Annotated in this window: 20 protein-coding genes; 9 read left to right on the forward strand and 11 right to left on the reverse strand. The window is 63.3% G+C overall.

Annotation, left to right across the window (positions count from 1 at the left end; translation table 11 throughout):
* Positions 1 to 10: 10 nt before the first annotated feature.
* The 3 genes from DK870_RS27900 (at position 11) to DK870_RS27910 (ending at position 1,494) form a co-directional block, all read left to right on the forward strand.
* On the forward strand, positions 11 to 502 hold the full coding sequence (locus tag DK870_RS27900) for a GNAT family N-acetyltransferase (RefSeq protein ID WP_104994060.1): 492 nt from the start codon (positions 11 to 13) through the stop codon (positions 500 to 502).
* Positions 503 to 629: 127 nt separating this feature from the next.
* The gene (locus DK870_RS27905; RefSeq protein ID WP_158683636.1) at positions 630 to 983 is read left to right on the forward strand and encodes a hypothetical protein; all 354 of its coding nucleotides are present in this window, start codon (positions 630 to 632) and stop codon (positions 981 to 983) included.
* A gap of 85 nt (positions 984 to 1,068) precedes the next feature.
* Complete coding sequence (locus tag DK870_RS27910; RefSeq protein WP_161550296.1) at positions 1,069 to 1,494, forward strand: GNAT family N-acetyltransferase; 426 nt, start codon at positions 1,069 to 1,071, stop codon at positions 1,492 to 1,494.
* Here the strand turns inward: DK870_RS27910 and DK870_RS27915 are convergent.
* Together DK870_RS27915 and DK870_RS27920 are read right to left on the reverse strand one after the other, a co-directional pair.
* Positions 1,481 to 2,014 (reverse strand): GNAT family N-acetyltransferase, encoded by a 534-nt coding sequence (locus tag DK870_RS27915; RefSeq protein ID WP_161550297.1) that lies wholly within the window; start codon positions 2,012 to 2,014, stop codon positions 1,481 to 1,483. The genes DK870_RS27910 and DK870_RS27915 overlap by 14 nt on opposite strands.
* A gap of 36 nt (positions 2,015 to 2,050) precedes the next feature.
* A complete protein-coding gene (locus DK870_RS27920) occupies positions 2,051 to 3,259 on the reverse strand; it encodes a YgcG family protein (protein WP_161550298.1) in 1,209 nt (402 codons plus the stop codon).
* Between the two features lie 130 nt (positions 3,260 to 3,389).
* Between DK870_RS27920 and DK870_RS27925 the strand changes: the two genes are divergently transcribed.
* Both DK870_RS27925 and DK870_RS27930 read left to right on the forward strand, forming a co-directional pair.
* A complete protein-coding gene (locus tag DK870_RS27925; RefSeq protein WP_161550299.1) occupies positions 3,390 to 4,205 on the forward strand; it encodes an alpha/beta fold hydrolase in 816 nt (271 codons plus the stop codon).
* Complete coding sequence (locus tag DK870_RS27930) at positions 4,195 to 5,337, forward strand: PAS domain-containing sensor histidine kinase (RefSeq protein ID WP_161550300.1); 1,143 nt, start codon at positions 4,195 to 4,197, stop codon at positions 5,335 to 5,337. Before DK870_RS27925 ends, DK870_RS27930 begins: the two co-directional genes overlap by 11 nt.
* Here DK870_RS27930 and dapF read toward each other — a convergent pair.
* Positions 5,325 to 6,128: a diaminopimelate epimerase gene (gene dapF, locus DK870_RS27935; RefSeq protein ID WP_060752471.1), complete on the reverse strand. Its 804-nt coding sequence runs from the start codon at positions 6,126 to 6,128 to the stop codon at positions 5,325 to 5,327. The genes DK870_RS27930 and dapF overlap by 13 nt on opposite strands.
* Before the next feature lie 118 nt (positions 6,129 to 6,246).
* On the opposite strand from dapF, the gene DK870_RS27940 reads away from it, so the two are divergent.
* On the forward strand, positions 6,247 to 7,281 hold the full coding sequence (locus DK870_RS27940; RefSeq protein ID WP_161550301.1) for an alginate lyase family protein: 1,035 nt from the start codon (positions 6,247 to 6,249) through the stop codon (positions 7,279 to 7,281).
* Between the two features lie 42 nt (positions 7,282 to 7,323).
* A complete protein-coding gene (locus DK870_RS27945; RefSeq protein ID WP_161550302.1) occupies positions 7,324 to 7,830 on the forward strand; it encodes an AAA family ATPase in 507 nt (168 codons plus the stop codon).
* Here DK870_RS27945 and DK870_RS27950 read toward each other — a convergent pair.
* The 5 genes from DK870_RS27950 to DK870_RS27970 form a co-directional block, all read right to left on the reverse strand.
* Positions 7,814 to 8,230, reverse strand: coding sequence for an SRPBCC family protein (locus DK870_RS27950; RefSeq protein WP_060752468.1), 417 nt, complete (start codon positions 8,228 to 8,230; stop codon positions 7,814 to 7,816). The two genes, DK870_RS27945 and DK870_RS27950, sit on opposite strands and share 17 nt — an antisense overlap.
* A 24-nt stretch (positions 8,231 to 8,254) precedes the next feature.
* Entirely contained in the window at positions 8,255 to 9,052 is a 798-nt protein-coding gene (locus DK870_RS27955) for an SDR family NAD(P)-dependent oxidoreductase (protein ID WP_060752467.1), read from the reverse strand.
* Between the two features lie 120 nt (positions 9,053 to 9,172).
* On the reverse strand, positions 9,173 to 10,471 hold the full coding sequence (locus tag DK870_RS27960; RefSeq protein WP_161550303.1) for an FAD-binding oxidoreductase: 1,299 nt from the start codon (positions 10,469 to 10,471) through the stop codon (positions 9,173 to 9,175).
* On the reverse strand, positions 10,468 to 11,556 hold the full coding sequence (locus DK870_RS27965; protein ID WP_090370399.1) for a polyamine ABC transporter substrate-binding protein: 1,089 nt from the start codon (positions 11,554 to 11,556) through the stop codon (positions 10,468 to 10,470). Before DK870_RS27965 ends, DK870_RS27960 begins: the two co-directional genes overlap by 4 nt.
* A gap of 24 nt (positions 11,557 to 11,580) precedes the next feature.
* Positions 11,581 to 12,939: a glutamine synthetase family protein gene (locus DK870_RS27970; protein ID WP_161550304.1), complete on the reverse strand. Its 1,359-nt coding sequence runs from the start codon at positions 12,937 to 12,939 to the stop codon at positions 11,581 to 11,583.
* Positions 12,940 to 13,078: 139 nt separating this feature from the next.
* Between DK870_RS27970 and DK870_RS27975 the strand changes: the two genes are divergently transcribed.
* Positions 13,079 to 13,975, forward strand: coding sequence for a helix-turn-helix domain-containing protein (locus tag DK870_RS27975; protein WP_060752463.1), 897 nt, complete (start codon positions 13,079 to 13,081; stop codon positions 13,973 to 13,975).
* Between the two features lie 112 nt (positions 13,976 to 14,087).
* Here DK870_RS27975 and DK870_RS27980 read toward each other — a convergent pair whose 3' ends face one another.
* From DK870_RS27980 to DK870_RS27990, 3 genes are read right to left on the reverse strand one after another with little or no spacing between them, the layout of a single operon-like run.
* Positions 14,088 to 15,191 carry an acetoin dehydrogenase dihydrolipoyllysine-residue acetyltransferase subunit gene (locus DK870_RS27980; RefSeq protein ID WP_060752462.1) on the reverse strand — a complete coding sequence of 368 codons (1,104 nt, stop codon included), beginning with the start codon at positions 15,189 to 15,191 and terminating at the stop codon, positions 14,088 to 14,090.
* On the reverse strand, positions 15,188 to 16,207 hold the full coding sequence (locus DK870_RS27985; protein ID WP_161550305.1) for an alpha-ketoacid dehydrogenase subunit beta: 1,020 nt from the start codon (positions 16,205 to 16,207) through the stop codon (positions 15,188 to 15,190). The genes DK870_RS27980 and DK870_RS27985 overlap by 4 nt, the downstream gene beginning before the upstream one ends.
* 24 nt (positions 16,208 to 16,231) lie before the next feature.
* Positions 16,232 to 17,212, reverse strand: coding sequence for a thiamine pyrophosphate-dependent dehydrogenase E1 component subunit alpha (locus DK870_RS27990; RefSeq protein ID WP_104994074.1), 981 nt, complete (start codon positions 17,210 to 17,212; stop codon positions 16,232 to 16,234).
* Between the two features lie 309 nt (positions 17,213 to 17,521).
* Between DK870_RS27990 and DK870_RS27995 the strand changes: the two genes are divergently transcribed.
* Positions 17,522 to 19,396, forward strand: coding sequence for a sigma-54-dependent Fis family transcriptional regulator (locus tag DK870_RS27995; protein WP_161550306.1), 1,875 nt, complete (start codon positions 17,522 to 17,524; stop codon positions 19,394 to 19,396).
* Positions 19,397 to 19,445: the final 49 nt, after the last annotated feature.

The raw sequence follows: 19,445 nt of genomic DNA on the forward strand, positions 1-19,445 counted from the left end.
AGGAATCACCATGCCCGCCCTCACCTTCCGCAACGCCCTGCCTGCCGACGCCGCGCGTTGCTTTGAGATCGAATCCAGCGCCTACGAAGGTGACGAAGCCGCCACCCTGGAGAAGATCGCCACGCGTATCGCCCAGTACCCGCAAGGTTTTTTGATCCTGCAAGCCGATGGCGTCGTGGTGGGTTTCATCAACTCTGGCTGCGCCCATGAGGTGGTGATGTCGGACGAGGCGTTCAAGGAGCTGGTAGGCCATTCGCCGCAAGCGCCGAATGTGGTGATCATGTCGGTGGTGGTCGACCCGGCTCATCAGGGCAAAGGCTATTCCAGACTGCTGATGACCGAGTTTGTGCAGCGCATGCGGGCGCTGGGCAAGCAGACCATTCACCTGATGTGCAAAGAGCAACATGTGCCGCTGTACAGCCGCATGGGCTACCGCTATGTGCAGCCTTCTCCGTCGGATCACGGCGGTATGGCGTGGCATGAAATGATAATGGCTTTTTAATAGCTTCCTATAGAACTTATTACCGGGGTGCCGTCCAACGAGGCACCACGAATTGACTCGGAATGCATTGATGTACAGGAATCAGCTTAGCCGTCTGTTAGCCTCCTCGTTGATTGCAAGCACCTTGATGACCATCGTGCCGATTGCCTTAGGGGCCACAGCCCAAGACATCGAGCACCTGCGCAACTCATCCATGGAACAGCGCCAGCGCGAAGCCAACCAGCGGGCCGAAGAGCAGGCACGCCAGGTCAGAGAGCAGATGCGCAGGACGGCTGAGGAAAATCGCCAACGGGCCAAAGACCTTGAAGATACGATGCGCCGCCACGAACAGGAGCGTGTGGAAGCCGATCGCAAATTACGCCTGGAGGCACGGGAGAAAGAGATGGCGCAAGAGGCTGCAAAGCGAATGCCGTTGAGGGTGCCGCCTGCTCACGCCTGCAAAGATTTGCCTGAGTGCGCATCAGACGCCTCGCCCCATTAATCGCTTGAAGCTTTGTAACCAGGCGTATGTCGAGTCAGACGGCAAAGTCGGATGGCAATACACGTAACACAACCGAGAAACCGCCATGACCACGCCCCTCATTGAAATCGGTGACCAAGCCAACCCCGCAGCCGAAGGCATCCTCGGTAGTGGCCTGGCCGCGTTCAATGAAGGCGTTACCGGCATGAACGATCGCCTGCCGCTGACGGTATTGCTCAAGTGTCCCGACACTCAGCGAATTCTCGGCGGCATCACCGGCAAGACCAGCCTGGGTATGGCCTTTCTTGACCTGTTCCACCTGCCCGAGTCGCTACGCGGTTCGGGCCTTGGCAGCCGATTGCTGCAAGCCTTTGAAGACGAAGCCCGCCGCCGTGGTTGCGCGCATGCGGTGCTGTACACCCTCAGTTTCCAGGCACCGGGGTTTTATGAGAAACACGGCTGGCTGCGGTTTGGTGAAATCCCGTGTGAGCCTGCGGGCAGCTGTCGGGTGTTTCTGTCTAAGCCGCTGTGACACCCAGGCGTTTGCCAAACAACCGATTGCCATGGGTCTCCCCCTGGAAGGTGTAGGTCGGCGCGCCCAGCGCCACATACCCACGCCGCGGGTAAAAACCCAGCGCACGCTCGTTGCCCTCCCACACCGTCGCCCATAATAGCGAAGCGCCTGCTTGCGCGGCACACTGCTCTGCCGCTTGCAACAACCGATAACCGACGCCCTGGCCGGTGAAACGCTCCTGGATGTACAAACGCTGCAACTCGGCAACGTCCGACGCCTTGATCATCGGGTGGCGCGTGTCGAGTCTGATCTGGGCAAAGCCAACCAGGTGTCGGTCGGCTTCGGCGACAAGCAGCGCAGTGCCGGGCTCGGCCATCAGCGCCGTGATTGCATCCGGGGCGAACGCTTGCAGTGCCTCATTGGCAATCGAGCTTCGGATACCTTGGGTCGCGTAGGTGTCGAGAAACACCTGCATGCCCAGCACACCGATGCACAGGGCATCCTCGGTGGTGGCGGGACGAAGGGTGATGGCGGGCATCGAGTGTCCTTATTCAAATGGATGAGGATTAAAGTCTTACCAACTGCCCGATGCCCCACCGCCGCCGCTGGAACCGCCGCCCCCGGACGAGCTGCTGCTGGAGCTGGAACTGGAGCTGCTGGAACCCGAATCGCTTGAACTGCTCGAACCGGAGCCCGAGCCGCCTGTGGTCTTGGCAAAGATGAACAAGGCCACGAACGACGCAATCGGAAACGCCATCAGCCACCCGTGACGCCCAGCGTCCGCGATCAGCCCTGCCGCCACATACACCGCCACCGCAGCGCACAGCCGTATGGCAAAACCAACCCGGCTGGTGTTCCAGGCGCTTCTCATGACCATCCACAGCACCAGGTACGCCCCCAGTATCGCCAGTGCGCCCAGCGGCAATGCGAGCCAATGGATAAAGTTGACGTCGAGATACCAGTGGTCCACCACCAGCAGGCCAATGATGTAGGCCAGCAACCCCACCACGCCGTAAAACACCGGGCGCGCCATCCATAACGCGCCGAACGTGGCGCCGCCGATCAGCAAGGTCAGCGGCAGGATGAACAGGTTCGCCCACCACTCCCGGCCGCCGGCCAAAAAGCTCAGCAGCAGGGTCAGCACCACCGCTGCCAGCAATGCCTTGCGCCAGCGCAGCTTGCCGGCAGCCATCAATACACCGCCAACCGCGCCCAGGATAAACGCGAGCGCTATCGCCAGCGCTTGGGGGTTCAAGCCGGGCCCTGCGACTTTGGGCAAGTCGCCGCCGTCCACCAGCACGGTCAGGTCATTGACCGCCTGTTGCACGCCGCCCGCATAGTCGCCCTGGCGAAACGCCGGGGTGATGTGTTCCTCGATGATGCGATGGGCCAGCAGGTCGGTCACCGTACCTTCGAGCCCGTAACCCACCTCGATGCGCACGTTGCGATCATCCTTGGCCACCACCAGCAGGATGCCGTCGTTGACGTCCTTGCGCCCCAGCTTCCAGGCGCGGAACAGTTGGTTGGCGTAGTCTTCGATGCTTGAGCCGCCGGTGGTGGGCACCAGCAGTACCGCTATTTGTGCGCCTTTGCGCTGTTCGAGGGCTGCCAGTTGTTGTTTCAGACCGGCGGTAGTGCCCGCGTCGAGGGTGTTGGTGAGGTCAATCACCCGCTGGTCAAGAGCCACGCCGATGGGCGATGTGTCGGCCCGGGCCAGGCTGAGCAGGCCCACGAGTAGCAGTGCCACGAGGCTCACAACGGATTGCCGCAAAATCACCAGCATGTTTTGTTACCTGAAGTTTCTTCCTGAAGCTGCCGACTCTACCTTATCGGCGCTATAAGGCGTGACCCAGAGGGCGCGACTCTCTAAACTCCTAGAGCTATAGCACTAGGCCATAATCGAGAACTCATCCATGGACCTCCGCCACCGCAACAATATCCACGTGATGGGCGACGGTCGCGCGACGCTGGTGTTCTCCCATGGTTTTGGTTGCAACCAGGCGATGTGGAACTACTTGGCCCCGCATTTCCTGGCGCGTTACCGCGTGGTCCTGTACGACCTCGTCGGAGCCGGCCTGTCAGACCTGGACGCCTTCGACAAACACAAATACAGCGTGTTGGATGGCTACGCCCGCGACCTCAACGAAATTATCGACGCTTACGCCCAGGGCCCGGTGATTCTGGTGGGCCACTCGGTCAGCGCGATGATCGGCACCCTGGCCGACCGCCTGGCGCCCGGACGCGTCGCCGGCCATGTGATGATCGGCCCCTCGCCGCGCTATATCGACACCGATAACTACGTGGGCGGCTTCAAGCGCAGTGATATCGATGACCTGCTCGACACCCTCGACAGCAACTACCTCGGCTGGTCGAGCGCCATGGCGCCGGTGATCATGGGCGCGCCGGGCCAACCGGCGCTCAGCACGGAGCTGACCGAAAGTTTCTGCCGCACCGAGCCGGACATCGCCAAGCAGTTCGCGCGCGTCACCTTCCTCTCGGACAACCGCGAGGACGTGCTCGGCCTGAACGTGCCAGTGCTGATCCTGCAATCGAGCGATGACCTGATCGCCCCGGTCGCCGTGGGCGAATACTTGCACAGCGTGCTACCCGACAGCACCTACTGCCTGGTCGACAACGTCGGCCATTGCCCGCACATGAGTGCACCGCTGGCCTGTGCAGCGGCAATGGACGCGTTCCTGGCCCCCTGGGCGACCACCGATGCTGTCTGAGCTGTTCGACAACGCCGCCTGCGCGCTGGCCGTCACCGCTGAAGACGGCACGATTGTGCGAGCCAACGCCCGCTTCAGCGACTGGCTGGGGTTCGACCCAGACGAGTTATGCGGCCGCCGTTTCCAGGATCTGCTGACCATGGGCGGGCGGATTTTCCACCAGACCCACTTGGCACCCATGCTGCGCATGCAGGGCCGCATCACGGAAGTGAAGCTCGACATCCTGCACCGCGACGGGCACAAAGTGACCGTGCTGCTCAACGGTATCAAGCGCGAGGTGCCCGAAGGTGCGGTCTACGACCTGGCGCTGTTCGGCACCACCGACCGCGACAAGTACGAGCGCGAACTGCTCAACGCACGCCACCTCGCCGAAGCCCTCCTGCAGGAAAAAACCGCCGCCGAGGTCGCGTTGCAACAGGCCCAGGCTGAACTGCACGAGGCCTATGCGATTTCACAGCGCCGTGCATTGTTTGCCGAGCAGATGGTGGCGATCGTCAGCCACGACCTGAAGAATCCGCTGACCGCCATCCGCATGGCGTCCGACTTTCTCAGCCGTGGCGAACGCACAGCCCGGGAGCAACAACTGCTCGGGCATATCAGCCAATCGTCCGAGCGCGCCCAGCGCATGATCGCCGACCTGTTGGACTTCACCCAGGCCCGGGTCGGCCAGGGCATCACCATCAAGACCGCGCCGTTGGACTTGCATGCGGTGATTCGCCACGCCGTGGATGAGTTGCGCGTGGCGTTCCCCAAGGCCACGCTGGAACATCGAGCCGAAGGCCAGGGCAATGCCTGCCTGGACGCCGACCGGGTGCAACAGATCATCGGCAACCTGGTGGCCAATAGCGTGGCGTATGGCGACCTGCAACAGCCGATCACCATCACCTCACGCCTGAGTGACGGCGGCTGCGAAGTGGCGGTGCACAACCACGGCGCGGCAATTCCCAAAGCGCTGTTGGCGGGGCTGTTCGAACCCATGACCCGGGGCACCGACCAAGGCAGCGACGTACGCAGCGTGGGCCTGGGCCTGTACATCGTGCGCGAGCTGGCCAAGGTGCATGGCGGGGATGTGGCGGTGAGCTCCGCTGCGGCCGAAGGCACGACCTTTACCGTGACGTTTCAAAGCCCGTAGGCACTGCCCTGCATGATCGGCTCGACGCTGCCGGTCAATATCACCCCGCCCTGCCCGTCCCACTGCACGGTGACGGTGCCGCCGTCGCACTGCACGGCCACCGTGTCATCCAGTAAACCGCGGCGGATCCCGTTGACCACCGCCGCGCAGCAGCACGAACCGGAACCCAGCGGCACGCCGCCACCACGCTCCCAGATGCGCAGACGGATGTGGCGGCGGTCCAGTACCTGCACGAAATGCACGTTGGTCCTGGCGGGGAACCATGGGTGAACCTCCAGCGCCGGGCCCAGCGCCGCCACGTCGATGGCGGCGACGTCGTCAACAAAATACGTGCAGTGCGGGTTGCCCATGCTGCACGCCGCCGGCGCGCCGTCGATGGCCAAGGCGCGGGTGTCCATCGCTTCGGCCAGCGGCACGTCAGCCCAGCCCAGCGACGGTGGGCCCATGTTCACCGCCACCTGCCGCCCCGGCGCACGCGTACAGGTGAGCAGGCCGCGGTCGGTGCGCAACACCACCGACTGCGTGCCGGTTTCATGCATCAGGCGGTCGGCTACCCCACGGGTGGCGCTGCCGCAAGTGGCCAGCGGCGTGCCGTTGGGGTTCCAGAATTTGACGCGCGCAGCGGCGTCCGCGCAGTCGAGCACCACGGCCAGTTGGTTGAAACCGATGCCGGTGTGACGGTTGCCCAGGCGACGGGCGATTTGCGCGGTAATCGGGTCGTCCTGGCCACGACGGTCGATGATGATGAAATCATCGCCATGGGCGTGCATTTTCACGAACGGCAAGGGCATGGACAATCCTGTGGGCGAGCGGGCGGTGAACGCCAGCATACTGAGTCGAGGGGAGTTTCATCAAACCCGGTCCAGCCCCATGCTAGCGTGGTCGCGTTCCAGCCCAGCCGAGCTTTTCATGAAAACCAACCGACTCGCCTTAATTGCGGCACTCGCCGTGTTGTCCCAGGGGGCCATCGCGGCCACTCTTTGCCAGCCGGCCGCCACCAGCCCGAATGCCAAGGTGTTGCTGGAGGCGGCGCAACGGCACTTGGGCGACACGCCCAACCCGCTGCCCCGTGTGCATACCGAAGGGACCTTGCCCAACCAGGGTATCCGCGAGCAGAGCATCGCCGCCGAAAAGGACTGGCCGATCATGCGCCAGGCCGCGCTGGCCTGGCGCATGAGTGGCGACCCGCGCTACCTCAAGCAAGTCGATAACGACCTGGCCGCCTGGGCCGACGTGTATCAACCGGACTTCAACCCCATCGACGAAACCAACCTCGACATGCTGATCAGCGCCTACGCGCTCACCGCCGACCACCTGCGGCTGGAGACCCGCGACGCCAGCCGTCGCTTGATCCAACGCCTGGGCAACGGCTACATCGCGCAGATCCAGCAATTTCACGGCGCGAAGAAAGGCACCCAGACCAATAACTGGCAGAGCCATCGCGTCAAGCTGGTGACCGTGGCCGCCGCCGCACTGGGTGATCGGCCGATGCTGGAACAGGCGCTGCAACTGTTTAAACAGCAGATCGCCGACAATGTCCTGCCCGATGGTTCGGTGACCGACTTCCAGGACCGCGACGCCCTGCATTACGTGGTCTACGACCTCGAACCGCTGGTGCAGGCCGCACTGGCGGCGAAACCCTACGGCATCGGCGGCGACTGGTTGAAGCTCAGCGCCAACGGCGCTTCCCTGGGGGCTGCGCTGGACTGGCTGGTGCCCTATGCCAACGGCCAGCGCAGCCACCAGGAGTTCGTGCACACCCATGTGCAATTCGACAAAGACCGCGCCAACGTCGGTGAAGCCGGCTACAGCGGCACCTGGCAACCCAAGAGCAGCGCCACGCTGTTCTGGTTGGCGGCACAACTGGACAGCCGTTACCTGCCGGTGGCCAAACAATTGGCCGAGCACCCGGCGGACTGGATCAGCGCCTGCTATTTGAAGTAGACACCGCTAGACTGGCTGCGCCCACTCTTCGAAGGATCGACCATGCTTATTGTCTTCAGCGGCCTGCCCGGCACCGGTAAGACCACCATTGCCCGGGAACTGGCACGCCGGCTGGGTGCGGTTTACTTACGTATCGATGTGATCGAGCAGGCGCTGCGCGAGGCGGCCGTATTGGCCGGCGAGGTGGGCGCCAGCGGCTACCACGTGGCGAATGCGCTGGCCCTGAGCAACTTGTGCTTGGGGCTTGGGGTGGTCGCCGACTGCGTAAACCCCGTCGAAGAAAGCCGGCAAGCCTGGCGCGCCGTGGCGACGACGGCGAGCGTCGAGCTGATGAATATCCAAGTGACCTGCTCGGATCGCCAGGAACACCAACGTCGCGTGGAAACCCGCACAGGCGATATCCCAGGGCTGACGCCGCCGACCTGGCAGGCCGTTGCGGCCCACGAGTACGTCGCCTGGACCGAGCCGACGTTGACGCTCGACACCGCGAACGTCACGCCGGACCAGTCACTGGCGCTGATCCTCGAACGGCTCAGCCGGGGAAGTTAGCCCGCAGCGCCTCAAGCCCGCCGCGGTAGACCCCGGCGAACAGCGCTTCAACCTGCTCATCCGTGGTGCCGGCCGCCGGGGTGAACACGCCGGACCAGGTCGCCTTCGCCGACGTGTCAGTCAAGGCTTCAACCTGCAAGGTCGCGAGGTACGCCGACACCGGGAACGGCGACTGTTCGATGGTGTAGCTGTAGGTGCGCGCCACGTTGTCGAACGTCTGCAGACGCTCGACCACCACACCGCCATCGGCCGCTTGCAGATGACGCACACGGCCGCCTTCGCGGGTTTCGCTCTTGACGATCAAGGGCAGCCACTTGGGCAGCGCATCGAAGCCGCCGACCAATTGCCAGACCTCATCGGCCGATGCCGGTATTTCAATCACGCAAGCTGCTGTTGCCACGGGTCATACTCCATTCCAGAAAAATCAGATCGCCATGCTGTCGACGACACCACCATCGACCCGCAACGCCGCACCAGTGGTGGCCGACGACAGCGGTGAAGCAATGTACGCCACCAGGTTCGCCACTTCATCCACATTGGCTGCGCGCTGGATGATCGACGTCGGCCGGGCGTTTTGCACAAACACATCCGCTTCATCCCGGGCACTGCGTCCGGATTTGGCCGTGGCGTCCGTGAGCATCTGCTCCAGGCCATCGGTAAAGGTCGGTCCCGGCAGGATCGCGTTGACCGTCACACCGGTGCCCGCCAGGCGTTTGGCCAAACCATGGGACACCGCCAGGTTGGCACTTTTGGTCACGCCGTAGTTGATCATGTCGGCCGGGATCGCAATGCCGGATTCCGAAGACACGAAGATCACCCGGCCCCAGCCCTGCGTCACCATGCCCGGCACATAATGCCGCGCCAGGCGCACGCCGGAGATCACATTGACCTCGTAGAAACGCGCCCACTCGCTGTCGGGCGCGTCGAAGAAGTCCACATCATTGAAGATGCCCAGGTTGTTGACCAGGATGTCGGCATGCGGCTCGGCGGCGAACAGTTTTTCTGCGCCCTCCAGGGTGCCGAGGTCGGCGACCACGCCACGCAGGTCCGCTCCCGGCACGTCCTGGCGAATGCTCGCCAGCGCCGCATCCACCTTGCCCGCCTCTCGCCCGATCACCACTACGGTGGCGCCGGACTGCGCCAGGGCGCGGCCGATGCCCAGGCCGATCCCGGCGGTGCTGCCGCTGACGATGGCGACTTTGCCACTCACATCAATATTCATCATCGAAATCCTCACGTTGAATCAACCAGTCTCAGGGTCGTCATGACCGTTGAAAAGATCCTAGACGGCAAAGATCGGACCGTCCAAGACATACTGCGACCAACTTGAGTCCTTCAAGGTCTAGCCAGCGACAAGCCCGCGCAAACGCAAGCCGAGCATGCCCAGGGCTAACAACGGTGATCGCAACAGCTTGCCACCGGGGAAGGTCATGTGCGGCACGCGACTGAACAGGTCCAGGCCCCGGCTCTGCCCGGCATGAATGCCTTCGGCCAGCAAGCGCGCGCACCAGTGGGTCACGTTGAGCCCATGCCCGGAATAGCCCTGGGCATAGAACACGTTGGGGTACTGCTGCAACCGCCCGACCTGGGGAAAGCGATTGGCGGTAATGCCGATCTTGCCGCCCCACTGGAACTCGATAGCGGTGTTGGCCAACTGCGGGAACACCTTGAGCATCTTCGGTTGCATATATGCCGCGATGTCGGCCGGGTCGCGTCCCGAATAATGACACGCGCCCCCGAACAACAGGCGACGGTCAGCTGAAAGGCGGTAGTAATCCAGGCCGATTTTCTGGTCGCACAGGGCCAGGTTTTGCGGGATCAGTTGCCTGGCCTGCGTTTCGCTCAACGGTTCGGTCGCGATGATGTAACTGCCCGCCGGCAACACCTTGCCGCTCAGGCGCGGTTCCAGCTCCTCCAGGTGGGCATTGCACGCCAGCACCAGGTGGCCGGCGCGTACCGTGCCGCCCGCGCAACGCACCTGTACCCTGTCGCCGTGGATCAGCTCCAGCACCGGGCTGTGCTCGAAAATCCGCACCCCGAGGGCCTCGGCCACGCGGGCTTCGCCCAGCACCAGATTGAGCGGGTGCAGATGCCCGGAGCCCATGTCCACCAGGCCACCGGCATACACCGTGGAATCCACCACCTGCGCCATCGCGTGGCGTGGCACCAAGCGCGTTTCGGGGGTGTACCCCAACTGCGCCAGGTGTTCCTGCTCACGCGTGAATGCAGCGAACTGCGCCGGGGTGTTGGCCAATTCGCAAAAGCCCCAGCGCAGGTCGCAGTCGATGCCGTGCTCGCGGATGCGCTCGCCGACCAGCGCCACCGAATCGATGCCGGCACGCTCCAGGTAAGCCACGCCCTCCTCGCCGATGTACTTGGCGAACCCCGAGACATCGTGGCCGATGCCGCGAATCAACTGCCCGCCATTGCGCCCGCTGGCGCCCCAACCGATGCGCCGGGCCTCCAGCAGGATCACCGAAAGCCCGCGCTGGGCCAGCTCGATGGCGGTGTTGACGCCGGTGAAGCCACCGCCGATCACACAGACATCGGCGTCAAGCTCCGCGTCCAATACCGCACGCTCAGGCATGGCATTGGCCGTCGCCCGGTAATAGGAGCGGGCGTGCTCACTGGACTGCATCATTTGTTGGTCTTCACTTTGCTCCAGGCGCGGGTCATCAGGCGCATGGTCGCCGGGGTTGGCGTGGTGGAAATATAGAGTTTGTCGAGCACCGCCTGGGGCGGGTAAACCTCAGGGTTGTTCACCAGTTCCGGGGCCATGAACGGCTTGGCCGCGGGGTTGGCGTTGGCATACCCCACCGAGGCACTGACCTTGGCGATCACCTCGGGGTCCAGCAGGTAGTTGATGAAGGCGTGGGCTTCTTTGACGTTGCCGGCGTCGGCGGGAATGGCCAGCAGGTCGAACCACAGGTTGGAGCCTTCCTTGGGGATCGAATAGGCGATGTTCACCCCGTTCTTGGCTTCCTTGGCACGGTTGGCGGCCTGGAACACGTCGCCGGAATACCCGAACGCCACGCAGATGTCACCGTTGGCCAGGTCCGAGATGTACTTGGAGGAATGGAAGTAAGTGATATACGGCCGCAGTGTCAGCAGCTTGGCTTCCGCCTCCTGGTAATCCTTGGGGTTCTCGCTGCGGGGGTCCTTGCCCATGTAGTTGAGGATCGCCGGGAACAGCTCGTCCGCCGAATCGAGGAAGGCCACGCCGCACTGGTTGAGCTTCTTGATGTTTTCCGGCTCGAACAGCACCGCCCACGAGTCGATATGGTCGATGCCCAGCACCTGCTTGACCTTGTCGACGTTATAGCCGATGCCGTTGGTGCCCCACAGGTACGGCACCGAGTGCGCGTTGCCCGGGTCATTTTTCTCGAGCAGCGCGAGCAACTTGGGGTCCAGGTTCTTGAAGTTGGGCAACTGCGCACGGTCGAGCTTGAGGAACGCCCCCGCTTTCACCTGCCGCGCCAGGAAGTGGTTGGACGGCACCACCACGTCATAGCCGGTGCGCCCGGCCAGCAGTTTGCCCTCCAGGGTTTCGTTGGAGTCGAATACGTCGTAGATCACTTTTATCCCGGTCTTGGCCTGGAAATCAGCCAAGGTGGTGTCGCCGATGTAATCGGTCCAGTTGTAGACACTCACCGTTTGCGCCGCCTGGCTGGTGCTGCTGAAGGCGGCTACCAGGGCCAGCGGAAGAAGCTTTTTCACAAGACGCATATCGACACCCCTTTTTTTGGTTTTTTAGACGCTCAACAACAGGAACTCACGCTCCCAGGAACTGATCACGCGCTTGAAATTCTCATGTTCGGCGCGCTTGACCGCGACGTAGCCCCGCACGAACTTGTCGCCCAGGTAGTGCTTGACCGTGTCGCAATCCTCCATCCGCGCCAGCGCGTCTTCGAGGGTGAACGGCAGGCGCAGGTTGCGACGCTCGTAGGCACGCCCTTCAACCGGTGCACTCGGCTCGATCTGTTCGACCATGCCCAGGTAGCCGCACAGCAAGCTCGCGGCAATCGCCAGGTAAGGGTTGGCATCGGCGCCGGGCAGGCGGTTTTCCACGCGCATGGCGTCGGGGCTGGAGGTGGGCACGCGCAGGCCGACGGTGCGGTTTTCTTCGCCCCACTCGACGTTGACCGGTGCCGAGGTGTCAGGCAGGAAGCGCCGGAACGAGTTCACGTTGGGTGCAAACATCGGCAGCAGCTTGGGGATGTACTTCTGCAAACCGCCGATGTGGTGCAGGAACAAGGTGCTCATCTTGCCGTCGCCATCGACGAATACCGGTTTGCCGGTGGCGATGTCCACCACGCTCTGGTGCAGGTGCATGGCGCTGCCCGGCTCGTCGGCCACCGGCTTGGCCATGAAGGTGGCGGCGACGTTGTGCTTGAGCGCGGCTTCGCGCAGGGTGCGCTTGAACACGGTGATCTGGTCGGCCAGGTCAAGGGCGTCACCATGACGGAAGTTGATTTCCATCTGTGCCGGGCCGTCTTCGTGGATCAGCGTATCGAGGTCCAGGCCCTGGGCTTCGCACCAGTCGTAGACGTCTTCGAACAGCGGGTCGAACTCGTTGGCGGCGTCGATGGAAAACGACTGGCGGCCGGTTTCGGCGCGCCCGGAACGGCCCACCGGGGTTTTCAGCGGCAGGTCCGGGTCTTCGCAACGCTGGGTCAGGTAGAACTCCATTTCCGGCGCGACAATCGGCTGCCAGCCGCGCTCGGTGTAGAGCTGCAATACCTTCTTCAGTACGTTGCGCGGCGACAGCTCGATGGGGTTGCCCTGCTTGTCGAAGGTGTCGTGGATCACGATCGCGGTGGGCTCTATGGCCCAGGGCACCACATAGGTCGCGTTGGACACCGGGCGGCACACCATGTCGATGTCGGCCGGGTCGAGCAGGTCGTAGTAGATATCGTCGTCGACGAAGTCCCCGGTCACCGTTTGCAGCAACACACTTTCCGGCAGGCGCATGCCTCGCTCATGCAGGAACTTATTGGTGGGCGCAATCTTGCCGCGTGCGATGCCAGTCAAATCACTGATCACGCATTCGACTTCGGTAATCTTGTGTTCTTTCAGCCAGGCGGACAGCTGATCGAAGGGGGCGTTCATAAGGACCTCGTCATGGGTGGGATACACACGCCGGCTTGTACTCTCGGCGCATTGAGGTCTATCTTGGGCCAGCCTTCAACGGGCATCTATCCACTTTGCACGAACCATAACGCACCAATAGAGTGCGCCAAGGTCATTCATGACACAGGCAACCGCTTTGCGCGTACAGGCCTTCACCACCGGTGATGTGGCCGCTCAATGCAATGCAACACCCGGCTGGGTGCAGCAGTACCAGCAGATGTCACCGGGGCATTTTGCCGGGCAGGTCCGCTACCTCGACCTGCAAGGTGTGCAGGTGTACGAAGAGTGCATGAACACCCGCGTGGAACAGCATTTCAATGCACCGCCGGGCTCGCTGGCGTTCTGTTTCGACGGCAGCGACAACGCGCTGTACATGCTCAATGGCGAAAGCCGCAACACCTGGATCACCCCGGAAAACTACCGTGAGGTGGCCGTGGTATTCGGCCCGCAGTTCGTGCAGCGCCAAGGGTTGGACGTGGCGAAGCTGGACGGTTTGTTCATGGCGCCGCTGACCTGCCGGCAAAACGCGCTGTTCACCCGCTGGCTCAGCGGCACCCTGACGCGCTTGTCCGCCGTCAGCGACCCGATCAGTCGCGACGCCCTCACCCAGCAACTGCTCGATGACTGCCTGTTCATTCTGGATAACGCCTGCGTGTGCCTGGACGACAGTTCATTGCAACGTCGCAGCGCCGAACGCCAGTTGATGGCGCGCATCGGCGCTTGGGCGGCGGATGCGCCGGATGAAACCGTGAACCTGCTGGAACTGGCGCAGATTGCGGGGGTGCCGCTGCGTCAGTTGCAGCAGGGCTTCAAGACCTACACCGGGATGAGCCCGGCGCAGTGGTTACGCCTGCGCCGCTTGAATGGCGCACGGCGGGAGTTGTTGAACTCGCCCGGAACGACCGTGGCCGAGGTGGCGATGAACTGGTCGTTCTGGCATTTGGGGCGGTTTTCCAACAGCTACCGTGCCCTGTTCAAAGAGTTGCCCAGCGAAACCCTCAAGCGTCACGGTTGAAACTGTAGCAGCGAGCTTGCTCGCGAAAAACCTCAACGATACCCCGTGTTGCCTGAATCAACGCGGCGCCTGTGAGTGCTTCGCGAGCAAGCTCGCTCCTACCTTGGATGCCTCAAGGCTGTGACTTGAGAAACGCCGCCATCAACAGGTTGACCCGCTCCGCGGCCTCCAACTGCACCATATGCCCCTGCCCCGGCAGGATCTCTACCCGGGCCTGCAGCCCCTCGGCGTGGTTGGCCGGGATGATTGCATCGTCACTGCCCCAGATCACCAGGCTCGGTTGCCGCCCCACCACCTTGCGCAAATCCAGCGTCTGCCGCCCACCGTCGAACAGCTTGGCATTGAGCTGCCGCAACGCCTGATCCACCCCTTCCAGGCGCTTGAACTTGAGCATGTCCTCGAGCATCTGCCGCGTCACCAACGCGGGGTCGCTGAACAGTTGGGTCAATTGCGGCTTGAGCGCGTTGCGGTGGTTGGCCTCGACAAAGCCTTGCAGGTAATCACCATTGATATCCGGTCCCAGGCCGGCGCTGGCGATCAGCGTCAGTGAAGCAATACGCTCGGGCGCCTGGTCGGCGAGCGTCAGCGCGACCAACCCACCCATGGAGTGGCCCGCCAGGTGCACGCGGTCGAGTGCAAGGTGATCGAGCAACGCCAACACCGCATGGCTCAACTCGTGTGCATCCGCACTTTGCAGGTGCTTGCCCGACTCGCCATGCCCTGGCAGGTCGAGCGCGATCACGCGGCGTTCGGCGGCCAATGCCGGCTGGTTGAACAGCCAGTTGTTCAGGTCACCGCCGAAGCCATGGATCAGCACCAACGGTGTGGCGCCCTCGCCCAGGTCGAGATAGCGCAGCAAACGCCCGCCCAGTTCAACCTTCTGCGCGCTGGGGCCAGACGCTTGGACTTCATCCGCGCTGGCGACAAACCCGGCGTTGAAGCTTTCGATCACTGCATCAATCTGCGCGTCGGTGGCCTCGCCCTCCACCACAATCCCCAGCAACGCGCCCACCAGCAACGTCTCGTCGCTCTGCGCCAGCACCCGGCGCAGTACGCCATTGAACGGCGCCTCGACGCTGCTGGAGATTTTGTCGGTCTCCACGTCCAGCACCGCCTCGCCCTTCTCCACCCGGTCGCCGGGTTGCTTGAGCCAGATGTCGATACGGCCCTCGGTCATCGACAGCCCCCACTTGGGCATGGTCAAGGTATGGATCATGCGGCGGTCCTCTTGTCGGCGATCTTCAGCACGGCGGCTTCGATCTTCGCGGCGTTGGGGATGTACAGGTCTTCCAGCGCATCGGAAAACGGCACCGGCGTGTGCGGCGCGGTGACCATCTGGATGGGAGCACGCAGGCATGAAAACGCCTCCTGCGCCACCAACGCGCTGATATCCGTGGCGATGGAACAACGTGGGTTGGATTCGTCGATCACCACCAGGCGCCCGGTTTTCTCGACGCTTTCCAGGATGCTGTCTGCGTCCAGCGGGCTGGTGGTGCGCAGGTCGAGCACTTCGCAATCGATGCCTTGGCGCGCCAGGTTGGCGGCGGCTTCCAGGGCGATATGCACCATGCGCCCGTAAGTGACCAAGGTGACGTCCCGGCCTTCGCGCACAAAGTTGGCTTCGCCAAAAGGCACGGTGTACAACTCTTCCGGCACTTCGCCTTGCAGGCTGTAGAGCATCTTGTGCTCGAGGAAGATCACCGGATCGTTGTCGCGGATAGCCTGGATCAGCATGCCCTTGGCGTCATAGGGCGTGGCCGGGCACACCACCTTGAGCCCGGGAATGTGCGTCCACATCGAGGTGAGCATCTGCGAATGCTGGGCGGCGGCGCGCAGGCCGGCACCGTACATGGCACGCATCACCAACGGCGTGGTGGTCTTGCCGCCGAACATGTAGCGGAACTTGGCGGCCTGGTTGAGCAACTGGTCGAGGCAGCAGCCGATAAAGTCGACGAACATCAACTCGCACACCGGGCGCATGCCGCGAGTGGCGGCGCCCACCGCCATGCCCACGTAGCCGACTTCGGACAACGGCGCGTCCAGCACGCGGTCGGGAAATTGCGGATACAAGCCCTTGGTAACTCCCAACACACCGCCCCAGGCGTCCTGCTCGCCGGGCGAGCCGGTGCCGCCGCAGACGTCCTGGCCAATGATGAAGACGCTCTGGTCGCGGCGCATTTCCTGGGCCAGGGCTTCGTTGATCGCCTGCTGATAGCTGATTTTGCGAGCCATAAAATTCTCTCCACGTAGTTGTTGTTATGAGTGGTACGCGACGTACACATCGCTGAGCAGGTCGGCGGCCTGAGGCTTGGGGTCGGACTTGGCCAGGCGCACGGCGTCGTCAATCAACTGCGCTACCTCACGGTCGATGCGCTCCAGTTGCGCCACTTCCAACCAGCCTTCGGCGTCGCAACGCTGACGGAACAGCGTCAGGCAATCGTGGGATTCGCGCAGGTTTTTCACTTCATCGGGGCCGCGATAGGTTTGCGCATCACCTTCGAAATGGCCGTAGAAGCGGCTCAATTTGACTTCCACCAGGGTCGGCCCCTGGCCGCTGCGGGCACGCTCCACCGCGACGCCGAGCGCTGCATGCACCGCGAAGAAATCATTGCCATCGACGATCACCCCCGGCATGCCAAACCCTACGGCACGCTCGGCGATGTCCTTGCAGGCTACCGACCAGCCGGAACCGGTGGCCTCGGCATAGCCGTTGTTTTCGGCAACGAACAGGCAGGGCAGCCGCATGATCGCAGCCAGGTTCATCGCCTCGAATACCGCCCCCTCGTTGGAGCCACCGTCGCCAAAGAACGCCACGGCCACGCCTTGGCTACCCTTGAGTTTGGCGGCCAGCGCCGCACCGGCCGCCAACGGCGCACCGGCCCCGACGATGCCGTTGGCACCGAGCATGCCCTTCTCCTGGTCGGCGATGTGCATGGAGCCGCCCTTGCCGCCACACACGCCGGTTTTCTTGCCGTAGATCTCGGCCATCATGCCGAACACATCCACGCCCTTGGCGATGCAATGCCCGTGGCCACGGTGGTTGGAAGCAATGCAATCTTCATCGTTGAGGTGGGCCATGACCCCGGCGGCGCAGGCTTCCTGCCCGGCGTACAGGTGCACAAAGCCTGGGATCTCGCCGGTGGCGAACTCCACGTGCAGGCGTTCTTCAAAATCACGGATGGTGCGCATCACGGTGTAGGCATGCAGCAATTGATCGGTGGACAGGTGAGTGGACATCTTGTTGTTCTCCAGGTTGTCTCGACACACAAAAGGCTGGCTTCGACCAGCTACAGGCCCTTCAGCACAGCCTGTGCCAAGGCCTTGGAAAACCTGGCAAATGCCTGATCCAGAGCGGCGCCGTCAGCCTGTGCCCACGCCCCGGGCCAGCTCCGCATGAGACGCGGCAGTGCAATACGCAAGCAGCGTCTCGCGCCGGATGAGACGCTGCGTCTCACGCCGGGCATTTGGTCAGGCTGCCCTTGTCCCTCCCGGCGCATACGCGCTTAATGGCGGGCATAACAACAAAGATCGAGAACCGGAGGCCTTATGCTCGCCGCGAACTCAAGGGGGCTGACCCCCAAGGAGCATGTCGACTGCGTCAGCCGCGTGGTGCGCAATGCCGATCGCCTGCCCCAGGCGCCGGTACCGTCGGTGATCTTCGACTCCTGGCGCCGCTCCATGGAGCAATACCACCTGGACCCGGGTTCGCTGCAAGGGCCACGCATCCTCACCGAACCCTTGCTCAAGGAATGCCGCGAACGTGCCGAGCTGTTCATGCGCATCGCCAGCGAAGCCGTCGGCCAGTTGCATCACCGCGTGCGTCACGCCGACTATTGCGTGATGCTCACCGACGCTCAGGGCCAGACCATCGACCATCGCGTGGACACCACGATTCGCAGCGACTGCCGCAAGGCCGGCCTGTACCTGGGCACCTGCTGGTCGGAAGCCGAAGAAGGCACCTGCGGCGTGGCCACGGTGCTGACCAGCCAGTCGGCGGTGACGGTGCATAAACGCGACCACTTCCGCGCCGCGTTTATCGGCCTGACCTGCTCCGCCGCGCCGATTTTCGATCCCCAGGGCAACCTGCTGGGCGTGATGGACGCCTCAGCCTTGCAGTCGCCGGACGACCGCCGCAGCCAGCACCTGGTGCGCCAGCTGGTGGCGCAGAGTGCCCAGGCCATCGAGAATGCCTTCTTCATGCACAGCGCTCGCCAGCACTGGGTGCTGCAAGCCCACAGCACGCCGGGTTACGTCGACAGCCAGCCTGACCTGCTGCTGGCCTGGGACCAGGACGGTCGCCTGCAGGCGCTCAACAGCAAAGCCCGCCAAGCCCTGCGCCGACGCTTCGGCCAGGTGCCGGCGCATATCGGCGAAGTGTTCGACCTGGAGGCGTTGCGCGCAGTCACGGATCAACACGCCCAGCAACTGCATTGGCTGGGCGAACCGGGCGCGCTGCACGTACGCGTCAATGCCCCCAGGCGCCAACCGGTACGCGCCGCAACGGTGGCGCAGGTGGATGCACGCGTCGAAGAGCATTTGCGCCTGGCCGTGCGGGTCAAGGACCGCAACCTGCCGGTGCTGGTACAGGGTGAAACCGGCGCCGGCAAGGAAGTCTTTGCCCGCCAGTTGCATGCACAAAGTGCTCGCCGCAACGGGCCGTTCGTAGCGGTGAATTGCGCAGCGATTCCGGAAAACCTGATCGAGAGCGAACTGTTCGGCTACGTGGCCGGGGCATTTACCGGCGCCTCCAGCAAGGGTATGCCGGGGCTGCTGGTACAAGCCGATGGCGGCACGCTGTTCCTCGACGAAATCGGCGATATGCCGCTGGCGCTGCAAACGCGCCTGCTGCGGGTGATGGCCGAAGGCGAAGTGGCGCCGTTGGGCGCGGCAAAGGCGCGCCATGTGGATATCCAGGTGATCTGTGCCAGCCACCGCGACTTGGCGGAATTGGTCAGCCAAGGGCGCTTTCGCGAAGACCTGTACTTTCGCCTCGGTTGTGCGCGCTTCTGCCTGCCGCCATTGCGCGAGCGTACCGACAAGCTGGCGTTGATCAACCGACTGCTGGAACAGCAAGCGCGCAACAGCGGCATGACGCTGGGCCTCAGCGAGGCGGCACTCCAAGCGCTGCTTGGTTATGCCTGGCCGGGCAACGTGCGGCAATTGCAGCATGTGCTGGCGTATGCCTGCGCGGTGTGCGAAGGCGATACCCTGCAATTGGCGAATTTGCCGGTTGAGGTGCGCGGGGAACAGGTTGAGGCACGGGTGCAACCGAGTGCCAGCCCGGAACGCCAGGTCGTGCTGGACGCGCTGATTCGACATCGCTGGAAGCCGTTGCCGACGGCGCAGGCACTCGGGATTTCGCGGGCGACGCTGTATCGCCGGGTCAACCGGTTGGGCATCGACATGCCCGGCAAGCAATGATCTGACGCGAACAGCCCGCACCCGCAAAAAAGTCTTCAGTGACTGATAT

Source organism: Pseudomonas sp. Q1 (genome assembly GCF_009935975.1).
In the GTDB taxonomy this organism is placed as follows: Bacteria; Pseudomonadota; Gammaproteobacteria; order Pseudomonadales; family Pseudomonadaceae; genus Aquipseudomonas; species Aquipseudomonas palleroniana.